Genomic DNA, 15979 nt, shown 5'->3' on the forward strand with positions numbered 1-15979 from the left:
CTTATGCCAGCACTCGAGCTACCCGAGAAAGTATTCGCACTCGCAGATCATGCCCCGTTGACGTTCGTCGAACTGGGCTATGGGCGAACCACGCTGCTGATTCACGGCTCGTTGTGCGACTACCGATACTGGCGCTGGCAAATGGCGCCCTTTGCCGAGTACGGGCGTGTTATCGCGCCCAGCTTGCGGGGGTTCTGGCCCCATACCAGCACAGTCCCCGACCCTCGGTTCTCGGTACAACAACATGCGGCCGACCTGGTCGCGCTGATACGCGCGACCACCCCGGATGAGCCTGTCGATATTGTCGGGCATTCACGGGGTGCCCACGTCGCCCTCGAAATGGCCATACAAGCGCCTGAACTTGTGCGCAGCATGGTTTTAGCCGACCCTGGCATGAACGTCCCGGGCGTCTCGCGCAACAGCGGCTTTATCAACAATGCAGCACAATCGGTTGCTCAAGGGTTGACCGAAGCAGGCCTAGAAACCTTTATTGACACGGTTAGCGGCCCCGACACCTGGCGCCGAATGACCGGCTGGTTCAAAACTATGGTGCGCGACAACGCGGGCACGCTGCTTTCACAGGCGCTAGAAGCCGATACGCTGTACGACCTAGACACCGCAAGTCGGGTCAGCTGTCCGGTTTTATTGCTTGGGGGAAGCAATAGCCCGCAGCGCTATCGCCAGATTATCGATGCTTTGGCGCCCAGGCTAGCCGGCGCAAGCCGAGACACGGTGCCCCTCGCCTCGCATGGCATGAACCTGGCCAACCCTAAAAGCTTCAACCGGAAAGTACTTACTTTTTTTGCCGGCGAGCAAACCGCACTGCCGGCATAACCCCGGTTTGGTTCGTTAGTGCGACATCTTCCCGGGCATCGTGCCAGCCGGCTTGACTTCGCAGCTGGCCACGACTTTTTGACCCGACTTCAACACTAGATCAACCTGAATGGTGTCGCCCACAGCAACATCACGACGAGGCTGCTCGAGCATGATGTGATAGCCGCCTGGCTTGAATTCGAGCTGCCCCCCGGCCGGGACGGCAACCTCATCGACCATACCCATGCGACTCATGCCATTTTCGTGGCGCGTTTGATGCACCATTAACAGACCATAGTCTTTAGGGGCAGCCGCTCCCACAACGCTTACCGGCGCGCCAGTGCTGTTTTTAACCACAAAGTAACCTGCCGATGGCGCCGGAGCCGGCAACAACCTTACCCAACACGCTTCGGCGACAACGCCCTGGGCCACAGCTAAGTTAGCGGTGTCGACTTGTGGCGCCGCATGCGCCATAGCATGGGATTGACCACCATGAGCAGGCGACTGCCCATGGTCACCATGATGAGCGGCCAATGCAACACCTGATGACATCAACATCACAACAGAAGTATTTAAAAGCGTACGTAACATAACTTCCTCACAAATAAACTGCACAAAGTGTAGCGCTGAATCTTCCAATGCGCCTTGATGCGCATCAGACCTTGATCAAGGCGCCAGGCCTCACCCAGGCAATCCTTAAGGTTCAATCAAGCAGTTTTCTTCTATCTATTTCTGCTTACTGCAGGGTAAACACCCACGGTAGTATCGGTAAAGTTTCACCAAATATTGCCGTTACGTTAATTTGGTAACTATTTGCGCTTTCCCGGAGACAGAATGAGCAGAATTAAAACCCTGAGGGTCCGAACCAAACTGATTGGCGGCTTCCTGATTGTCGCAGCCATCGCCGCCATTATCGGGTTTGTGGGCATCCAGTCCATGCAGCGCATCAGCCAGATGACGGACCGCCTGTACGAAAACGAGTTTATCGGTATGCGCCATGCCACCGAAGCCGATCGTCAGTTGGTTGCCGCCGGGCGCGCCCTGAGCAATACCCTGCTCACCTCCACCGAAGACGAATACCGTTCCGAATACTTTTCTATCGATAACCACTTCATCTCGGCCAAGATGGCCCTAGATGACCTGGCACGTACCGTGAAAAGCGACGAAGGCAAACGCGCCGTCGAGAAGGCACGCGAGGCGGTCAATGCATTCGAAAAAACGGCAAAAGATATCGTTCGCGAACAACCTGCCGAAACACTGGGCCGATTGGACACGACCGAGCGCGTATTTAAAGAAATGCGCCCCCTGGGCGACGAAGCCGAAAGCCTGATCAAGCGCATTGTTTACGACCAGCAAGACAATGCGCTGACAGCCACCGAAGAAATCAAGGCAATTTACCTACAAGCTTTTACATTGATGATCGGCCTGACAGCCGGCGGTGCGCTGATTGCCATTATTCTGGGCTTGTTAATCACCCGGGGCTTTACGCGGCAGTTGGGCGGCGAACCCCACGAGGTGGCACAAATAGCAGCCGCTATTGCCAAAGGCAACCTGAACAACAAAATCGTTGTGCCACGCAATGCGAAGCAAAGCATCATGAACGCCATGAACCAGATGCAAGACTCGTTGCGCAAGGTCGTTCTGGCAGTGCGCAACAGCAGCGATCATATTGCAACCGGCTCGGCTGAAATCGCAACGGGCAACGTCGACCTGGCTCGTCGCACCGAAGAGCAAGCCGCCAACCTGACAGAAACTGCGGCAGCCATGGAGCAACTGGCCAGCACCGTCAAAAGCAATGCCGATGTCGCCAAGCAGGCTGCACACATGGCTTCTGCGGCCAGTGGCGCGGCCGTTCAAGGCGGTGAGGTGGTCAACAACGTTGTTGACACCATGCAAGAAATCAACGCGTCATCGCGCAAGATTGTTGACATCATTTCGGTTATCGACAGCATTGCGTTTCAGACCAATATTTTGGCGCTTAACGCCGCCGTCGAAGCTGCACGCGCAGGCGAGCAAGGCCGTGGCTTCGCAGTCGTAGCCAGCGAAGTGCGCAGCCTGGCACAAAAAAGTGCCTCCGCCGCCAAAGACATCAAGAATCTTATTGATAACAGCGTACAGAAGGTCGATGCCGGATCCAGGCTGGTGGACGAAGCCGGCGAAGCGATGCAGGGCATTGTTACCCACGTTCAGCGCGTTACCGACCTCATTAATGAAATCAGTGCGGCCACCGACGAGCAAACGTCGGGTATCGGTCAGGTCAATGATGCCGTCTTACAGCTTAGCGATGTAACCCAGCAAAACGCTGCGCTGGTGCAAGAGTCTGCCGCGGCGTCCGACAGCCTTAAAGCACAGGCAGCCAAATTAGTAGAAGTCGTTAACCTGTTTGATATTGGGCGTGACTATATCGACGTCGCCGCACGCGAAGTCAAGAACCCGGCACCCGAAGCCAACGCCCGGGCCATCCCAGTGGCTGCAGCCGCACAGTTGCCGACAGGCCACTCTGCCAAGAAGACGCGCGCCCGAGATACACACGCGGACGAAACGCATGCATTACATGATCACCAAGGCTACGCCGCACCAGCCTCGGGTGAGTCCTCCCGCGATTCGGCGCAGCGTCATAATGCACTTTCAAACGACGCAACACGCTCAGTCCGACGCGCGGGCGCATCAACCTCGGGGCACGACAGCTCGGGGTCTGGCGCAGCGCGCAACGACGCCCAGCTACGACGACCCGACCTTAATAATCAATCGTCGACAACAAGAACCGACAAAGAAGACGACTGGGAAGAGTTCTGAAGAAATTTCAGTATTAAAAGCCGGCAATCTGTTGATAAACCCCACTGTTGTTCATAGTGGGGTTTATTTTTTGAACGATTCCATCATCGGCATATCAGCCGCACGACCCCAATAGCACGCCCCTATCGTAGAGATTGAAACAATCAAATATCCCGTTTTATTGAGATTGATTATCATTAACTCAACTTAGAAGACGGAGTAACATCATGATTGTCCTTGAAAAAACCAGCCAGGTTCTCTTGCACATGGGCGTCGCCTTTGGCGTTACCTACGCGATGACCGGATCGGTGATGACGGGTGGCCTGGCTGCACTGGTCGAGCCGATTTGTAATGTGGCCTTGCTCCCCTTGCATGAACGGGCCTGGCGCCACATCAAGACGAAGTGGCGACTCTCCCTTCCGCAGTGGTCTCGCGCGTGCTGACCTGACAACATAAAGTCACCACCGCCAGAGCTTGTACCAGGTGGTAAGATTTTGTCTTTTATTCTTGGCGTAATTGCTGACATGGCGTCTTTCAACATCGACTCAATCGTTCAATCACTGGCCGATATCCGCAGCGAGTGGCGTACCGCCCAAGGGCGTTCTCGCGAACCCGGCAGTCGTGAGTTTCCATCGCGCCAGGCACTGGCCGACGTCATGGACGCCCTGAAAGGCGCCCTATTCCCGATGCGTCTGGGGCCTACCGACTTACGACACGACAGCGAAAACCATTATGTGGGTCATACCATAGACACGGCCCTGCATACACTGCTGGGGCAAGCTCGCCTGGAAATCCGCTACCAGAACAGGCACGCTCCACTAGACGACAACGAGCTTGAGGCTCGCGCTTTCAAAGCCGTCTCGAACCTGGCCAACAAATTACCGCACATCCGCAACATGCTCGACAGCGACGTGCTGGCGGCTTATCAGGGTGACCCCGCAGCGCAAAGTGTTGACGAAGTCTTGCTGTGCTACCCCGGTGTACAGGCCATGATTTACCACCGCATAGCGCACGAGCTGTACACCAACAAGTTGCCATTGCTGGCCCGGATTGCAGCCGAAATGGCACATGCCGAGACCGGTATCGACATCCACCCGGGCGCACAAATTGGCCGAAGTTTCTTCATTGATCACGGCACCGGCGTCGTTATTGGCGAAACCACCGTGATCGGCGAACGCGTGCGTATTTACCAAGCCGTCACCCTCGGCGCAAAAAGCTTCCCGACAGACGAAGACGGCTCACTTCAAAAAGGCCTACCGCGTCACCCTGTGGTGGAAGACGATGTCGTTATTTATGCCGGCGCGACCATTCTGGGGCGCGTGATTTTGGGCAAAGGCTGCGTCATTGGCGGCAATGTCTGGCTGACCCAGGACGTGCCAGCCGGGTGTGTCGTCACTCAGGCACGCTCTCAAGACACGCCTCGCTCCAAATGTCCCGATTCGATCATTTGACCCAAACTCGACTAATCCGCGCCATCGCCCTATAGAAAAAAGCGGGGTCTTCGAGCTGAAGACCCCGCTTTCACATTCGCCTCGAATCGTACCGATCAGAACGCTGCGGTTAATGAAAAAACTGCAGCAGCTTTCCCCTGGTATCGACCTGTGGCAGCGCTGGTGTATACGCCCTTGTCAGCGTTGGTGTCGACATAAGCCAGCGAGGCCGTGACATTACCCCAGGTTTTGCTTAAACCCAACGACCAGTCGGTATAGTTGCCATCTGCCAGGTTGCGCACGCGCTGGTAGCCCACATGACCATCGACATTCAAACCCCAAAAGCCCGTCGGCACACTGGCAGATAAATCGTAGTATTGGCTATTTTTACTGTCGGCCCAGCCAAACAAATTGGTGACCGCATGCGAATACTTGAATGACACCGGGCCATAACCCAGTCCCAGGTAAAGCTCGGTAGTGTCGGGGCTGACAAAACCCCGCGGGTAACTACCCGGGTAGTAATACTGCAAGACCCCGACATCAATGGTCAGATCGCCCCAGATCGGTGCGGTGTAGCCAGCGTAAAAATCCATCTCGAGGGGTGCAGAAACATTGTCGTCAGAATCACCCAGCCAACTGATGCTCGAGTTCCAGTTGCCGATGTAAAGACCACTACTATGACTCAAGTCGAAGCCACCCTGAATGGCAGGCTTGTTATTGGTCTGCATCAGCCCCCGGTAGCGGTACTGGCTAGCCAGCGTCATATTGGCGCTGAACGAAAAGTCTGAAGCCGGCGAGACCGGTTCGGTAGATTGCGCCGCAACCGGCGTGACAATCACAGCGGCCAAGACAGCACCGCACATAGCTTTTGCTACAGAAATTGAGGGCATGACGAGCTCCTTTTGAAGTTTGACAGCAAACAAGATGTGCCAAACTTACTTAAGCAATTTGCATGCCAAGACAAACGCGCTCTGTCGCTTGTCGCAAAATACCCATGGGGCGCGCGCCCTGCACCAAAACGAAACAGATTTAAACGTTTGCGCTCATCGGCGCTGCACGCGCCGAAATGTCAGGTTCAGGCGCTGCTCGCCCAATAGCTCATGATTTTCCTGTCGAACCGGCATAACCCCATGAAACCGCATACGGTCGGCCCCACCCCAAACCAACACATCGCCGTGCTCAAGCAAATACTTTTCTACCGGGTCTGTTCGTCGCAGCCCGCCAAATAGGAAAACTGCCGGCAACCCCAAGGACACTGAAACAATGGGCGCTGCCAGATCTTCCTCGTCACGGTCTTGATGCAAACCCATTTTGCTTTTCGGCCGGTAACGATTTAGCAAGCAAGCCTGCGGTTCGAAGCACTTAAACCCTGCAGCTTCGGCGGCCTCGAACGCACGCTGTTGCCACAACTCAGGCATGTCGGGCCAGGGTTGACCTGAAAGCGGGTCGGTGGACGAATAGCGATAGCCCGTTTTGTCGGATATCCATCCGTAAGGGCCACAGTTAGATTGATCAACCGACATCCATCCCCGTGCCGTAGGCATCCGACGCCAGGGGGAAACTTGCAAAACACCGTTCAGGTCAACAAGAAACTGCGCAGCGTCATCAAGCAAAAAGCCCCTGAAGATAAAAGCCTGCGGCCCGATTTGCTCAGACGAAGCCCCTTGGGTGCGGATTCCCCCGAGTAAATTCAGCTGTTGCATGGGCATCGGCTTGTCGGCGCACAAATGAAAAAAAAAGGCATGACCCCAAGTATAGGTCATGCCTTTCAGTCGACCCCGGCAGTTTGCGTGCCAACGCCGCCGAAGCGGGGCAGTGCACGCCCTGCTGACCGGAATTAACGCAGGTGATCCAGCAAGTCGGGGCCAAATACCTCTTGATGAATTTTGGTGGGCGGCACACCCTGTGCAACGAGATCGCGCCACTGCTGCTGCATGAATTTAAGCGGACCGCACATATACACCGGCACATCAGCATACGCCCAGGCAGGCAACTGATCTACACGCATAAAGCCTGCATGGTAGCCCGGCTTGCCCTCGTGTCCGGCATCCATCGTTTCGTAGAAAGTAACGACCTGCAGATTCGGCATGACAGCCTGGGCATGCGCAATATCGTCTTGATGAGCGTGATGCGCTGCATCACGTGCGGCATGTGCGAAAACAACCCGACGCTCAGGATGGCGCGTCGCGATGGCATTCAGGGCCGAAATCATGGGCGTTATACCAATACCAGCCGACATGAGTACGATGGGCGTCTGGGACGTGACATTGGGGGTGAAATCGCCGAACGGCGGGCTGATGCGCAATGTACCGCCCTGCTTCAGATTATCGTGCAACCAGTTCGACACTGTGCCGGCAGGTGTTTCGGCGCCCGCTGCTTCGCGCTTGACCGAAATACGATAGTACGGTGCGCCCGGCGCATCTGACATGCTGTACTGTCGCAGTTGGCGACGGCTGTTAGGTAAATTGGCTTCGACACTGATGTACTGACCGGGTTTGAAGTCAGCCAGCGGCTGGCCGTCAGTCGGCATCAAGATAAATGAACGCACATTGGCGCTTTGCTCGACCACCTGGGCCACCGTCATTTCACGCAATTGACCTGGCTCAACCCCGGCGGCTTCATACAACTTCCGTTCTTCGTCAATAAAGGCTTGAGCCAGCAATCCGTAGGCTTCGCCCCAAGCAGCCAGCAAATCGGGCGTTGCCGCGTCGCCCAATGTTTGCTGAATCGCCCCCAGCAAATGACGGCCAACAATGGGGTAGTGCTCAGCCGTAATACCCACCGACGCGTGCTTATGAACAATACGACTGACGACCGGGGCCAAGGCATCTGGGTTGTCGATGTTGGCCGCGTAAGCAAATACGGCCGCCGCCAATGACTGCTGCTGAGCACCGCTGGCCTGATTCCCCATATTAAAGATATTGGTCAGCTCAGGGTGTTCGGCAAACATGTTCTGGTAGAACGTGCGTGTGATGGTGACGCCATGCTCGCGCAAAACAGGGACACTGGCATCGATATACGGACGGGCTTCCTGCGACAACATACGACTCACTCCAATTGTTGCTTTTAATATGCAACATTTAAGTTAAAAAAACGCAAGCGTTCAACCCGCGCTTTGCTTTAAAAAACTGCGATGCATTTGTACGATTTTTTCGCCAGTTTCGGTACCGACCACATCGGCCAAAGTGTAGCGATCCATCGCGCTGTAAAACGCATTCAAACCTTCTTGCAACGCATTGCGTAAAAAACACTGCGTAGCAAGACGACAGGCCAACCCCTCGCAATCGATGGCTTCACGATCGCCTTCGAGGGTACGCAGAACGCTGCCAATAGGCAGGTGCCCGGGCGATACCGCCAAACGCACACCGCCGTGACGACCGCGCGTAGCGTGAATCCACCCTTGCTTGGCCATTGCCCCCACCACCTTAACCAGATGATTGTGCGGTACCCCGAACTGGCTGGAAATTTCGGCCACGGTAACGGGTTGTTCGCGAGCCTGCTGCGCCAAGTACATGAGCACACGCAGCCCAATATCTGAAAATCGTGTCAGACGCATTGCAAACTCCACTGGACTGGAATATTAACAAAGATGTATTTCATATGCAATTTATAAAACCAAAAACCAACACGCGCCTGAGCGAACGAAACATGACTTTATTGTAGAGGTGCAAGCGTCTTGACGACCGCTACTGTCTGACAAACATAACCGCTAAAATGACTGTTTTTGATGCTGGACAGAACCACCATGACAACGCTTGGCACCCCGCTTTCACCTTCTGCTACCAAAGTTTTACTGCTGGGTTCGGGCGAACTTGGCAAAGAGGTCATTATTGCATTGCAACGTCTGGGCGTTGAAACAATAGCCGTTGACCGCTATCCCGATGCCCCAGGTCACCAGGTGGCGCATCATGCCCGCACGCTGGTCATGACCGACCCGGAGCAACTACGCGCGCTGATCGAATCTGAACAACCTGACCTGGTCGTTCCCGAAATCGAAGCCATTGCCACTCCAGCCCTTGAAACACTGGAAGCAGAAGGCAAGGTCAAAGTCATCCCTACGGCGCGTGCGGCGCGCCTGACCATGGATCGCGAAGGCATTCGGCGGCTGGCCGCCGAAACACTGGGCCTGCCCACCAGCCCGTATCGTTTCTGCGACTCGCTGCGGGAGCTGCAAGACGCGATCGACAACGGTATTGGCTACCCTTGCGTTGTGAAGCCCGTCATGAGCAGTTCAGGTAAGGGCCAAAGCAAAATTGACGGCCCGCAAGACGTAGCGAAGGCTTGGGACTACGCCATGGCCGGCGGCCGCGTCAGCCATGGACGCATTATTGTCGAGGGCTTTATAGACTTTGACTACGAAATCACCTTGCTGACGGTACGCGCGAAAGACGCCGAAGGTCAGACACAAACCTATTTCTGCGACCCCATCGGCCACCTGCAAGACAAAGGTGACTACATCGAAAGTTGGCAGCCCCACCCCATGAGCCCGGCGGCACTGCAGAAAGCCAAAGATATCGGCGACGCTATTACACAAAACCTGGGCGGCCAGGGCTTGTTCGGCGTCGAGCTCTTCGTTAAGGGCGATCAGGTGTGGTTTAGCGAAGTCAGCCCCCGGCCACACGATACCGGCATGGTCACCATGATTACCCAATGGCAAAACGAGTTCGAACTTCATGCCCGCGCCATTCTGGGCCTGCCCGTAGACACCCGGCTGCGCAACCCCGGTGCCAGCGCCGTCATATACGGTGGCGTCGACGCGACCGGCATTGTCTTTGACGACGTTGACGTCGCCATGCGCGTCCCTCAAACCGAGATCCGCCTGTTCGGGAAACCAGAAAGCTTTGCTCGACGCCGTATGGGTGTGGCGCTGGCTTACGACGATGATGCAGAACGCGCCCGTGCAAGGGCACGTGAAGCTGCCGGCAAGGTCAAACCTCGACCCGCAAAATAAAGGGCCTATTGGCCGCGCTTTCCCTGTCTTGTTACACTAGGTCGCTTTGCAAACAGGGAAAGCGATTACATGGAAGAACCGATTTTTTCCGATCTTGCTGACAAGATCACCGAATATACCGGCGGAAACCACATGATCGGCCTGACGATCCAGGTCTTTCTGGTTGTATTTGCCGTTGTTGTCTTCAACTTTTTCTTGCGCCGTTTTCTGGCCAAACTAGAAGAAAAAACACACCACACGACCAGTTTCTGGGATAACGCCCTGATTGAGGCCGTTCGCAAGCCGGCAACCATTCTTGCCTGGATTATCGGCCTGTCGTTTGCCGCCGAGATCCTGCAGGTTGAAACTGAAGTGACGCTGCTCGACCTCATCGAACCCATCCGCGTCATTGGCGTTATTGGTTGTATTACCTGGTTCGTGATCCGCTTTATTGGCAATGTTCAAAAAGGAATTATTGCCAAGCGACATGCCAACAACGAACCCGTCGACATCACCACGGTTGATGCCGTCGGCAAGCTGCTACGCATTTCGGTGCTTATTACAGCCACACTGGTTACGCTGCAAAGCTTGGGCTTCTCGATTTCTGGGGTACTGGCGTTTGGCGGTATTGGTGGCCTGGCAGTCAGTTTCGCTGCCAAGGACTTGCTGGCCAACTTCTTCGGTGGGCTCATGATTTACATGGATCGCCCCTTTGCCGTGGGCGACTGGATCCGTTCGAACGATCGCAATATTGAAGGTACGGTAGAAGACATTGGCTGGCGTCTTACGCGTATTCGGACGTTCGACCAACGCCCCCTTTATGTGCCCAACGCCATATTCACACAAATAGCGGTAGAGAACCCGTCGCGGATGACGAACCGCCGTATCTCTGAAACGATCGGCGTACGCTACGACGATATTGCCAGCATCGGCAATATCGTCAGTGATATCAAGACCATGCTGCGCAATCACCCCGAAATTGACCAGAACCAAACACTGATTGTTAATTTCAACCAGTACGGCCCATCGTCCCTGGACATCATGGTCTACACCTTTACCAAGACCACCGCGTGGGTCAAGTTTCACGAAATCAAGCAAGATGTCTTGCTGAAAATGGGCGATATCATTGCTTCGCATGGCGGCCAGGTGGCCTTCCCGACGCAGACGTTGCACGTATTCAACAACGAGGCAAACCCCAATACGGAACCCGTCGAAGGTCGACCTGCAAGCCAGGCGTCGTAAGTAGGCAGCGCCGGTGGGTTTCTGCCGCCGGCCCCGCACACATTACACAGGCAATGGCCGGCGTTAACCGAGATCAAATACGATACGGTTACGACCTGCGCTTTTGGCTTGGTACAAGTTGTCGTCAGCCCCGGAAATTTGCTGGTCGATAGAGCCGCACCCAATCGAATCACAAATACCCCCGCTTACAGTCTGCACCAGGCCATGGTAAAGGGTTGCCCCAGCCAGGGCAGCCCTGACTTTATCGGCCACAACAAATGCATCCTTGGCAAGGGTGTCGGGGCAAATCAGCATGAACTCTTCACCGCCCCAACGCCCGAACGTATCGCTTTGGCGTATATTTTTAAGCACGATTTCGCAGAACCGACGCAAGACCTCATCGCCGGCCTGATGCCCGAACTGATCATTGACCTGTTTGAAGTGATCAAGGTCGAACATGACAATTGAAAATGGCCTGTGATAGCGCTGGTACCGTTCGAACTCTTTAAACAAGACGGCATCGAGGTGATAACGGTTAAATACACCCGTTAATTTGTCACGCACCGAGGCTTCTTGCAATTGTCGGTTCTTTTCGCGCAGCGCCTGTTCGGCCTCAAGCAAACTGGCGTTAGTCAGGCGAATACGCCGGTTAAGTACCCGCATGCGCATCGAATACACCAGCATGACCAACAAGGCCAGCGCCAACGCCCCAGCCCAGGGCAGAATCCGCCCCCACGGAAACGGGCTGGCCACCGACAGCTTGACCCAACGATCGTAGATGGCTGCGTGCTCTTGTGGCGTCATGCCTGCGAGTGCTTTGTCAATGGCATTACGCAGCAACGGCCAATCTGACCTTACCCCCATAGCCAGATCAAACGTATAAGGCGTTTGTCCAGAAATTTTAAGGTTGGCCAACCCTTGCATTTTGATGATGTGAGTGGACGCGGCCAAATTATCGATAAACGCATCGACTTCGCCGGCCGCCAGACGGCGCAAGCCATCGAGCGAACTGTCGTATCGGGTCAAAACAATACCAGGGTGGTAACGCGACAAAGTTTCATCAGACGCATACCCTCTCACCACGCCCACGCGCTGCCCTTCGAGCTGCGACAAGCTGGATATGTAATCGACGTCATCGCGGGTGACAATCACCATGGGCGAGATTAAGTAGGTATCGGTAAAGCCCATGTAATTGCGACGGTCGGGCGTAGACGCAGCCGACGGCAACATATCGATGGTGCGAGCCTTGACGCCTTCAAGCACCTCGCTCCAGCTTGGCGTACTGATGCGCTCGAACCTGACGCCCAGGCGCCTCGACAGCACATCGAGGTAGTCTGACACAATGCCCTGCAATTGACCCTGCGCGCCATAAAACTCGAACGGCGGCCAACCCACTTCGTCAACCGCAAACCGGATAGTTTCAAGGCTGGCCAAAAACTGGCGCTCTTCGGTGGTCAGGTCTATAACACCGCTCTCTGTTCCCGCCTTGTACACCAACCCTAGCGGTGCACTGCCCTGGGCACTGACCAGCTCAAGCGAACGCAGCTTGTCGTAAAGAAAGGCAACGCGCTTGGGATTGATTTGGCCCAACGGGGTTGTGTATCGATCGATCAGGGTTTCGATGCCACGCGCCTCGTTCATGAGCGCGTCGCGGGATTTATTTTGCGTGTTGTAGCGACGGTAAATCAGCTCGACCATTTCTTCTTTGTGATCAAGCGCGTAATGCCAGCCACGAATGACGGCTCGCCGGATAGCTTCAACCCGTTCCGGGTTGCCTTGGGCCTCGGCACGCGACGTAAACAACATATCGCCGTACAGGTCGATACCAAAATGCCGAGGGCTGATCAGGTTGACTTGATGGCCCTGCTCGTTCATGACGTAGGGCTCGTTGGTGAGGTAAACCGCTACGGCATCAATTTCGCCTGCCGCCAAACGTCGCAGACGTTCGTCCCACGCAACACGGATAGGGCTTTCGTTCAGCGCACGCTGCTCGACGAGCAAGGCTAATACGTCGATGCCGTCAGAATCGTTGTCGTAAAAGGCGACTCGCTTCCCCACCAGGTCTGCAGGTGCAGTCAAGCCCGAGCTGGTCATCGTCATGAGTGTGCCGGCCGAGTGCTGCAAGAATGCAGCCACCAGCACGACAGGGTCACCTGCCGCGTAATGCATGAGCAAGATGGAGTCGGCTACGCCATAATCGGCATGGCCTTCGAGCACTTCAGTGACAATATTTTTAGCTGGATCGCGCTCGCGCAAAACGACGTCGAGACCCTCTTCGGCAAAATAGCCCTGTTCAAGAGCAGCATACAAACCAGCGGACTGAAACTGATGCAGCCATTTAAGCTGAATGACGACGGGCTGGGCATTGGCCTGAGCAATGGATGCCGACGCCAACACAAAAACCAGAAAGGCTGCCAGCCGCCGTGCCACCCCAAGCATCGAAACTCTTTTGCCTTGATTTTTTTAAATTGGTGTCAAGATTAGCAGAACAGCAATGAAATTCGTATGAATAAATACACGAACGCCCCGACATCGTTGAAGATGCGGGGCGTTTACGACAAACCCAAAAGGGTTAACCCGGATTAAAACGTCATGTTCGCCGAAACCCAAAGGCGACGGCCTTCGAGGTTCTTGTAATAGGCGTTGCCCCAACCTGGGTTGCCGGTCGTTGTATAGCTGCCGTAGTCGACAAACTTTTTGTTCAACAGGTTTTCAACCGATGCATTAATTGAGATGCTTTTGGTCAATTGGTAGGAGCCGCCGACACCGAATAGCCAATAGGGGTTGTAAAAGTCTTGCTTACCCTCGGCGTTGATGCGGGCATACTGCTTGGCGCGATACTCGGCCCTCACCCATGCCGATGCCTGCGTGTTAATACGCCAGTCAAGACGCATGTTCAAACGGTGACGCGCTTCGCTGTTCAACGGTTCGCCCGCGTTGGCGCCGCTATCACGTTTTGCATCTGTGAACGTGTAATTGCCCGACAAGGTTAATACTTCTGTTAACGGCAACGCCCCACCCAGTTCAATTCCGCGTATGGTCGCTTCATCTACGTTTTCCCACGCGACAAAGTTATCTACCGGAGCGCCGCTACGGCGCCAATCGCCTAAGTCAAGACAACCGGGTACGTTATTGGCTCGACAATTTGGTACATTTTTTGTATTGAGCTTATCCTTGAAGGCAGTATGAAAAAGAGTCGCGTTGGCTTTTAAACCCTGCAAATCATCAAAATAAACGCCAATTTCTGATGACACGCTCTTTTCGGGCACCAGGGTAGCACTACCCACTTCAGGAATTGTCCCCTGCCCGCGCAAACCAATAATGCCATCGGTCATGACATTCAGGTCGGGCGTTTTATAACCGCGCGAAACCCCGCCCTTGACGGTCCAGTTTGGGCTGGCGTTCCATACGGCGTAGGCCCTAGGGCTCCAGTTACCTCCAAACTGTTCGTTTCGGTCGTAGCGCGCGCCCAAGGTAATGGCAAAGTCATCAACAACACGCCATTCGTTCTCAACAAACAACGCCCATTGCCATTGCTTCAAATCGAGTGGCGCCTCGGCCAAACTGTTGACAAATTTTTGCTCGCGCCATTGACCGCCAAAGGTCACATTGTTCGTATCGTCCAGCAACGACAGATTCCATTTGCTGTCCAAAACCAAGTTATCGTATTCCAATGTACGCGGTGCGCCATCGGTAGGCTTGCGAGGGCGACTCATGGGATTGGTTCGACCAATGGTCTCGGTAGTCTCGTAAAGAACGCTGGAATCGGAACTCAAGTTGCCGTAGCGCCCGAGGTGGGTCAAAACGTATCGGCTACGATCGTAACGTTGCTCTGGGTCGTAGCCGCCCCCAGCCGTATTCGGCGCGACGTTACTATTCAAGGTGCCCAGCTGGCCCGTGCTGTTGTCGTAGCGCTGCCGTCCTTGCTCAAGGTCTAGCAAGATATCGTGATTTTCATTAGGTGTCAGCGCAAAGCGTACGCCCAGATTATGCATTTTTGACCCGGCATAGCCATCTCCGGCAACGTTACCCGTGTATTTGCCGCTTGCGCTTTCAGCAGCACTTGCCGGGTACATTTCGTGCGCGGCCATTTTTCGGTCGTAGCGGCCATAAATCGAAATACCCAGCATGTCTTCTTTGATGGGGCCACTTAAGTAAAACGACGAACCGTAACCATTGCCGAACGTATCGTTAAGCTGCACGGTTCCGTCGGCCGTGATGCTGCCGCCCCACTCTTTGGCCACTTTTCGAGTAATGATGTTGATCACACCACCCATCGCGTCGGAACCGTACAAAGTCGACATCGGGCCGCGTACGACCTCAATACGCTCGATAGCCGACACCGGAGGAATGAAACTGGTGTCGACGTCGCCAAAGCCATTGGGGCGTGCACCCGAACTGTTTCGGTTAAGCCGCTTGCCGTCAACCAGAATCAGCGTGTAGTCAGACCCCATCCCTCGGATGCTGATGTTCATGCCGCCTGTCTTGCCGCCTCGCTCTACCGATACCCCTTCGATATCGGCAACCGCATCAGCCACATTGTTAAATGGCTTTTTCTCGAGCTCTTCGCGGGTGATCACAGAAATCGACGCCGGTGCGTCTTTAATCATTTGCTCGAACCCGCTGGCCGTCACCACAACCGAATCTAGCTGTTTGACGCTGTCGGCCTGCTGAGCAAAAGCGGCTTGCGTCGAAGCCACCAAGATTGCCGCATAGGCCAGTCGCCCTGTAACACGCTTCTTATGATGCATCACATTTCCCTTCTGAATAGAAACCTAAATGAGAACGGTTATTAATTTGATTTTCAGGA

At 54.8% G+C, this 15979-nt stretch carries 13 protein-coding genes; 6 read left to right on the forward strand and 7 right to left on the reverse strand.

Annotation, left to right across the window (positions count from 1 at the left end; all coding sequences use genetic code 11):
* Positions 1 to 3 precede the first annotated feature (3 nt).
* Positions 4 to 834 carry an alpha/beta fold hydrolase gene (locus PuT2_RS03215; protein ID WP_093969610.1) on the forward strand — a complete coding sequence of 277 codons (831 nt, stop codon included), beginning with the start codon at positions 4 to 6 and terminating at the stop codon, positions 832 to 834.
* A 15-nt stretch (positions 835 to 849) separates the two neighbouring features.
* On the opposite strand, the gene PuT2_RS03220 is transcribed toward PuT2_RS03215, so the two are convergent.
* A complete protein-coding gene (locus tag PuT2_RS03220; RefSeq protein WP_123661430.1) occupies positions 850 to 1404 on the reverse strand; it encodes a copper chaperone PCu(A)C in 555 nt (184 codons plus the stop codon).
* Between the two features lie 243 nt (positions 1405 to 1647).
* On the opposite strand from PuT2_RS03220, the gene PuT2_RS16180 reads away from it, so the two are divergent.
* The 3 genes from PuT2_RS16180 to epsC all read left to right on the forward strand — a co-directional run bounded on the left by PuT2_RS16180 (position 1648) and on the right by epsC (position 5039).
* Positions 1648 to 3609, forward strand: coding sequence for a methyl-accepting chemotaxis protein (locus tag PuT2_RS16180; protein ID WP_093969612.1), 1962 nt, complete (start codon positions 1648 to 1650; stop codon positions 3607 to 3609).
* A gap of 206 nt (positions 3610 to 3815) precedes the next feature.
* On the forward strand, positions 3816 to 4031 hold the full coding sequence (locus tag PuT2_RS03230) for a DUF2061 domain-containing protein (RefSeq protein WP_093969613.1): 216 nt from the start codon (positions 3816 to 3818) through the stop codon (positions 4029 to 4031).
* An 81-nt stretch (positions 4032 to 4112) separates the two neighbouring features.
* On the forward strand, positions 4113 to 5039 hold the full coding sequence (epsC, locus tag PuT2_RS03235) for a serine O-acetyltransferase EpsC (RefSeq protein ID WP_093970042.1): 927 nt from the start codon (positions 4113 to 4115) through the stop codon (positions 5037 to 5039).
* 95 nt (positions 5040 to 5134) lie between these two features.
* Here epsC and PuT2_RS03240 read toward each other — a convergent pair whose 3' ends face one another.
* The 4 genes from PuT2_RS03240 to PuT2_RS03255 form a co-directional block, all read right to left on the reverse strand.
* On the reverse strand, positions 5135 to 5908 hold the full coding sequence (locus PuT2_RS03240; RefSeq protein WP_233575029.1) for a TorF family putative porin: 774 nt from the start codon (positions 5906 to 5908) through the stop codon (positions 5135 to 5137).
* A 153-nt stretch (positions 5909 to 6061) separates the two neighbouring features.
* The gene (gene alkB, locus PuT2_RS03245; RefSeq protein ID WP_093970044.1) at positions 6062 to 6721 is read right to left on the reverse strand and encodes a DNA oxidative demethylase AlkB; all 660 of its coding nucleotides are present in this window, start codon (positions 6719 to 6721) and stop codon (positions 6062 to 6064) included.
* Between the two features lie 134 nt (positions 6722 to 6855).
* A complete protein-coding gene (gene hmpA, locus PuT2_RS03250) occupies positions 6856 to 8061 on the reverse strand; it encodes an NO-inducible flavohemoprotein (protein ID WP_093969614.1) in 1206 nt (401 codons plus the stop codon).
* 60 nt (positions 8062 to 8121) lie between these two features.
* Positions 8122 to 8574: an Rrf2 family transcriptional regulator gene (locus PuT2_RS03255; protein ID WP_093969615.1), complete on the reverse strand. Its 453-nt coding sequence runs from the start codon at positions 8572 to 8574 to the stop codon at positions 8122 to 8124.
* A gap of 189 nt (positions 8575 to 8763) precedes the next feature.
* On the opposite strand from PuT2_RS03255, the gene purT reads away from it, so the two are divergent.
* Both purT and PuT2_RS03265 read left to right on the forward strand, forming a co-directional pair.
* Positions 8764 to 9969: a formate-dependent phosphoribosylglycinamide formyltransferase gene (gene purT / locus PuT2_RS03260; protein ID WP_093969616.1), complete on the forward strand. Its 1206-nt coding sequence runs from the start codon at positions 8764 to 8766 to the stop codon at positions 9967 to 9969.
* 69 nt (positions 9970 to 10038) lie between these two features.
* A complete protein-coding gene (locus tag PuT2_RS03265; RefSeq protein WP_216820794.1) occupies positions 10039 to 11190 on the forward strand; it encodes a mechanosensitive ion channel family protein in 1152 nt (383 codons plus the stop codon).
* Positions 11191 to 11253: 63 nt separating this feature from the next.
* Here the strand turns inward: PuT2_RS03265 and PuT2_RS03270 are convergent, their stop codons facing one another.
* Together PuT2_RS03270 and PuT2_RS03275 are read right to left on the reverse strand one after the other, a co-directional pair.
* Complete coding sequence (locus PuT2_RS03270; RefSeq protein ID WP_093969617.1) at positions 11254 to 13608, reverse strand: ABC transporter substrate-binding protein; 2355 nt, start codon at positions 13606 to 13608, stop codon at positions 11254 to 11256.
* A 143-nt stretch (positions 13609 to 13751) separates the two neighbouring features.
* Positions 13752 to 15920, reverse strand: coding sequence for a TonB-dependent receptor domain-containing protein (locus PuT2_RS03275; protein ID WP_093969618.1), 2169 nt, complete (start codon positions 15918 to 15920; stop codon positions 13752 to 13754).
* Between the last annotated feature and the right edge of the window lie 59 nt (positions 15921 to 15979).

Source organism: Pusillimonas sp. T2 (assembly GCF_002236805.1).
Classification (GTDB): domain Bacteria; phylum Pseudomonadota; class Gammaproteobacteria; order Burkholderiales; family Burkholderiaceae_B; genus Neopusillimonas.

Coding starts and splice junctions, on each gene's coding strand:
- purT (WP_093969616.1), top strand. CDS start 8,764: ATGACAACGCTTGGCACCCCGCTTTCACCTTCTGCTACCAAAGTTTTA.
- PuT2_RS03255 (WP_093969615.1), bottom strand. CDS start 8,574: ATGCGTCTGACACGATTTTCAGATATTGGGCTGCGTGTGCTCATGTAC.
- PuT2_RS03265 (WP_216820794.1), top strand. CDS start 10,039: ATGGAAGAACCGATTTTTTCCGATCTTGCTGACAAGATCACCGAATAT.
- PuT2_RS03240 (WP_233575029.1), bottom strand. CDS start 5,908: ATGCCCTCAATTTCTGTAGCAAAAGCTATGTGCGGTGCTGTCTTGGCC.
- PuT2_RS03230 (WP_093969613.1), top strand. CDS start 3,816: ATGATTGTCCTTGAAAAAACCAGCCAGGTTCTCTTGCACATGGGCGTC.
- hmpA (WP_093969614.1), bottom strand. CDS start 8,061: ATGTTGTCGCAGGAAGCCCGTCCGTATATCGATGCCAGTGTCCCTGTT.
- PuT2_RS03270 (WP_093969617.1), bottom strand. CDS start 13,608: ATGCTTGGGGTGGCACGGCGGCTGGCAGCCTTTCTGGTTTTTGTGTTG.
- PuT2_RS03215 (WP_093969610.1), top strand. CDS start 4: ATGCCAGCACTCGAGCTACCCGAGAAAGTATTCGCACTCGCAGATCAT.
- PuT2_RS03275 (WP_093969618.1), bottom strand. CDS start 15,920: ATGCATCATAAGAAGCGTGTTACAGGGCGACTGGCCTATGCGGCAATC.
- epsC (WP_093970042.1), top strand. CDS start 4,113: ATGGCGTCTTTCAACATCGACTCAATCGTTCAATCACTGGCCGATATC.
- alkB (WP_093970044.1), bottom strand. CDS start 6,721: ATGCAACAGCTGAATTTACTCGGGGGAATCCGCACCCAAGGGGCTTCG.
- PuT2_RS03220 (WP_123661430.1), bottom strand. CDS start 1,404: ATGTTACGTACGCTTTTAAATACTTCTGTTGTGATGTTGATGTCATCA.
- PuT2_RS16180 (WP_093969612.1), top strand. CDS start 1,648: ATGAGCAGAATTAAAACCCTGAGGGTCCGAACCAAACTGATTGGCGGC.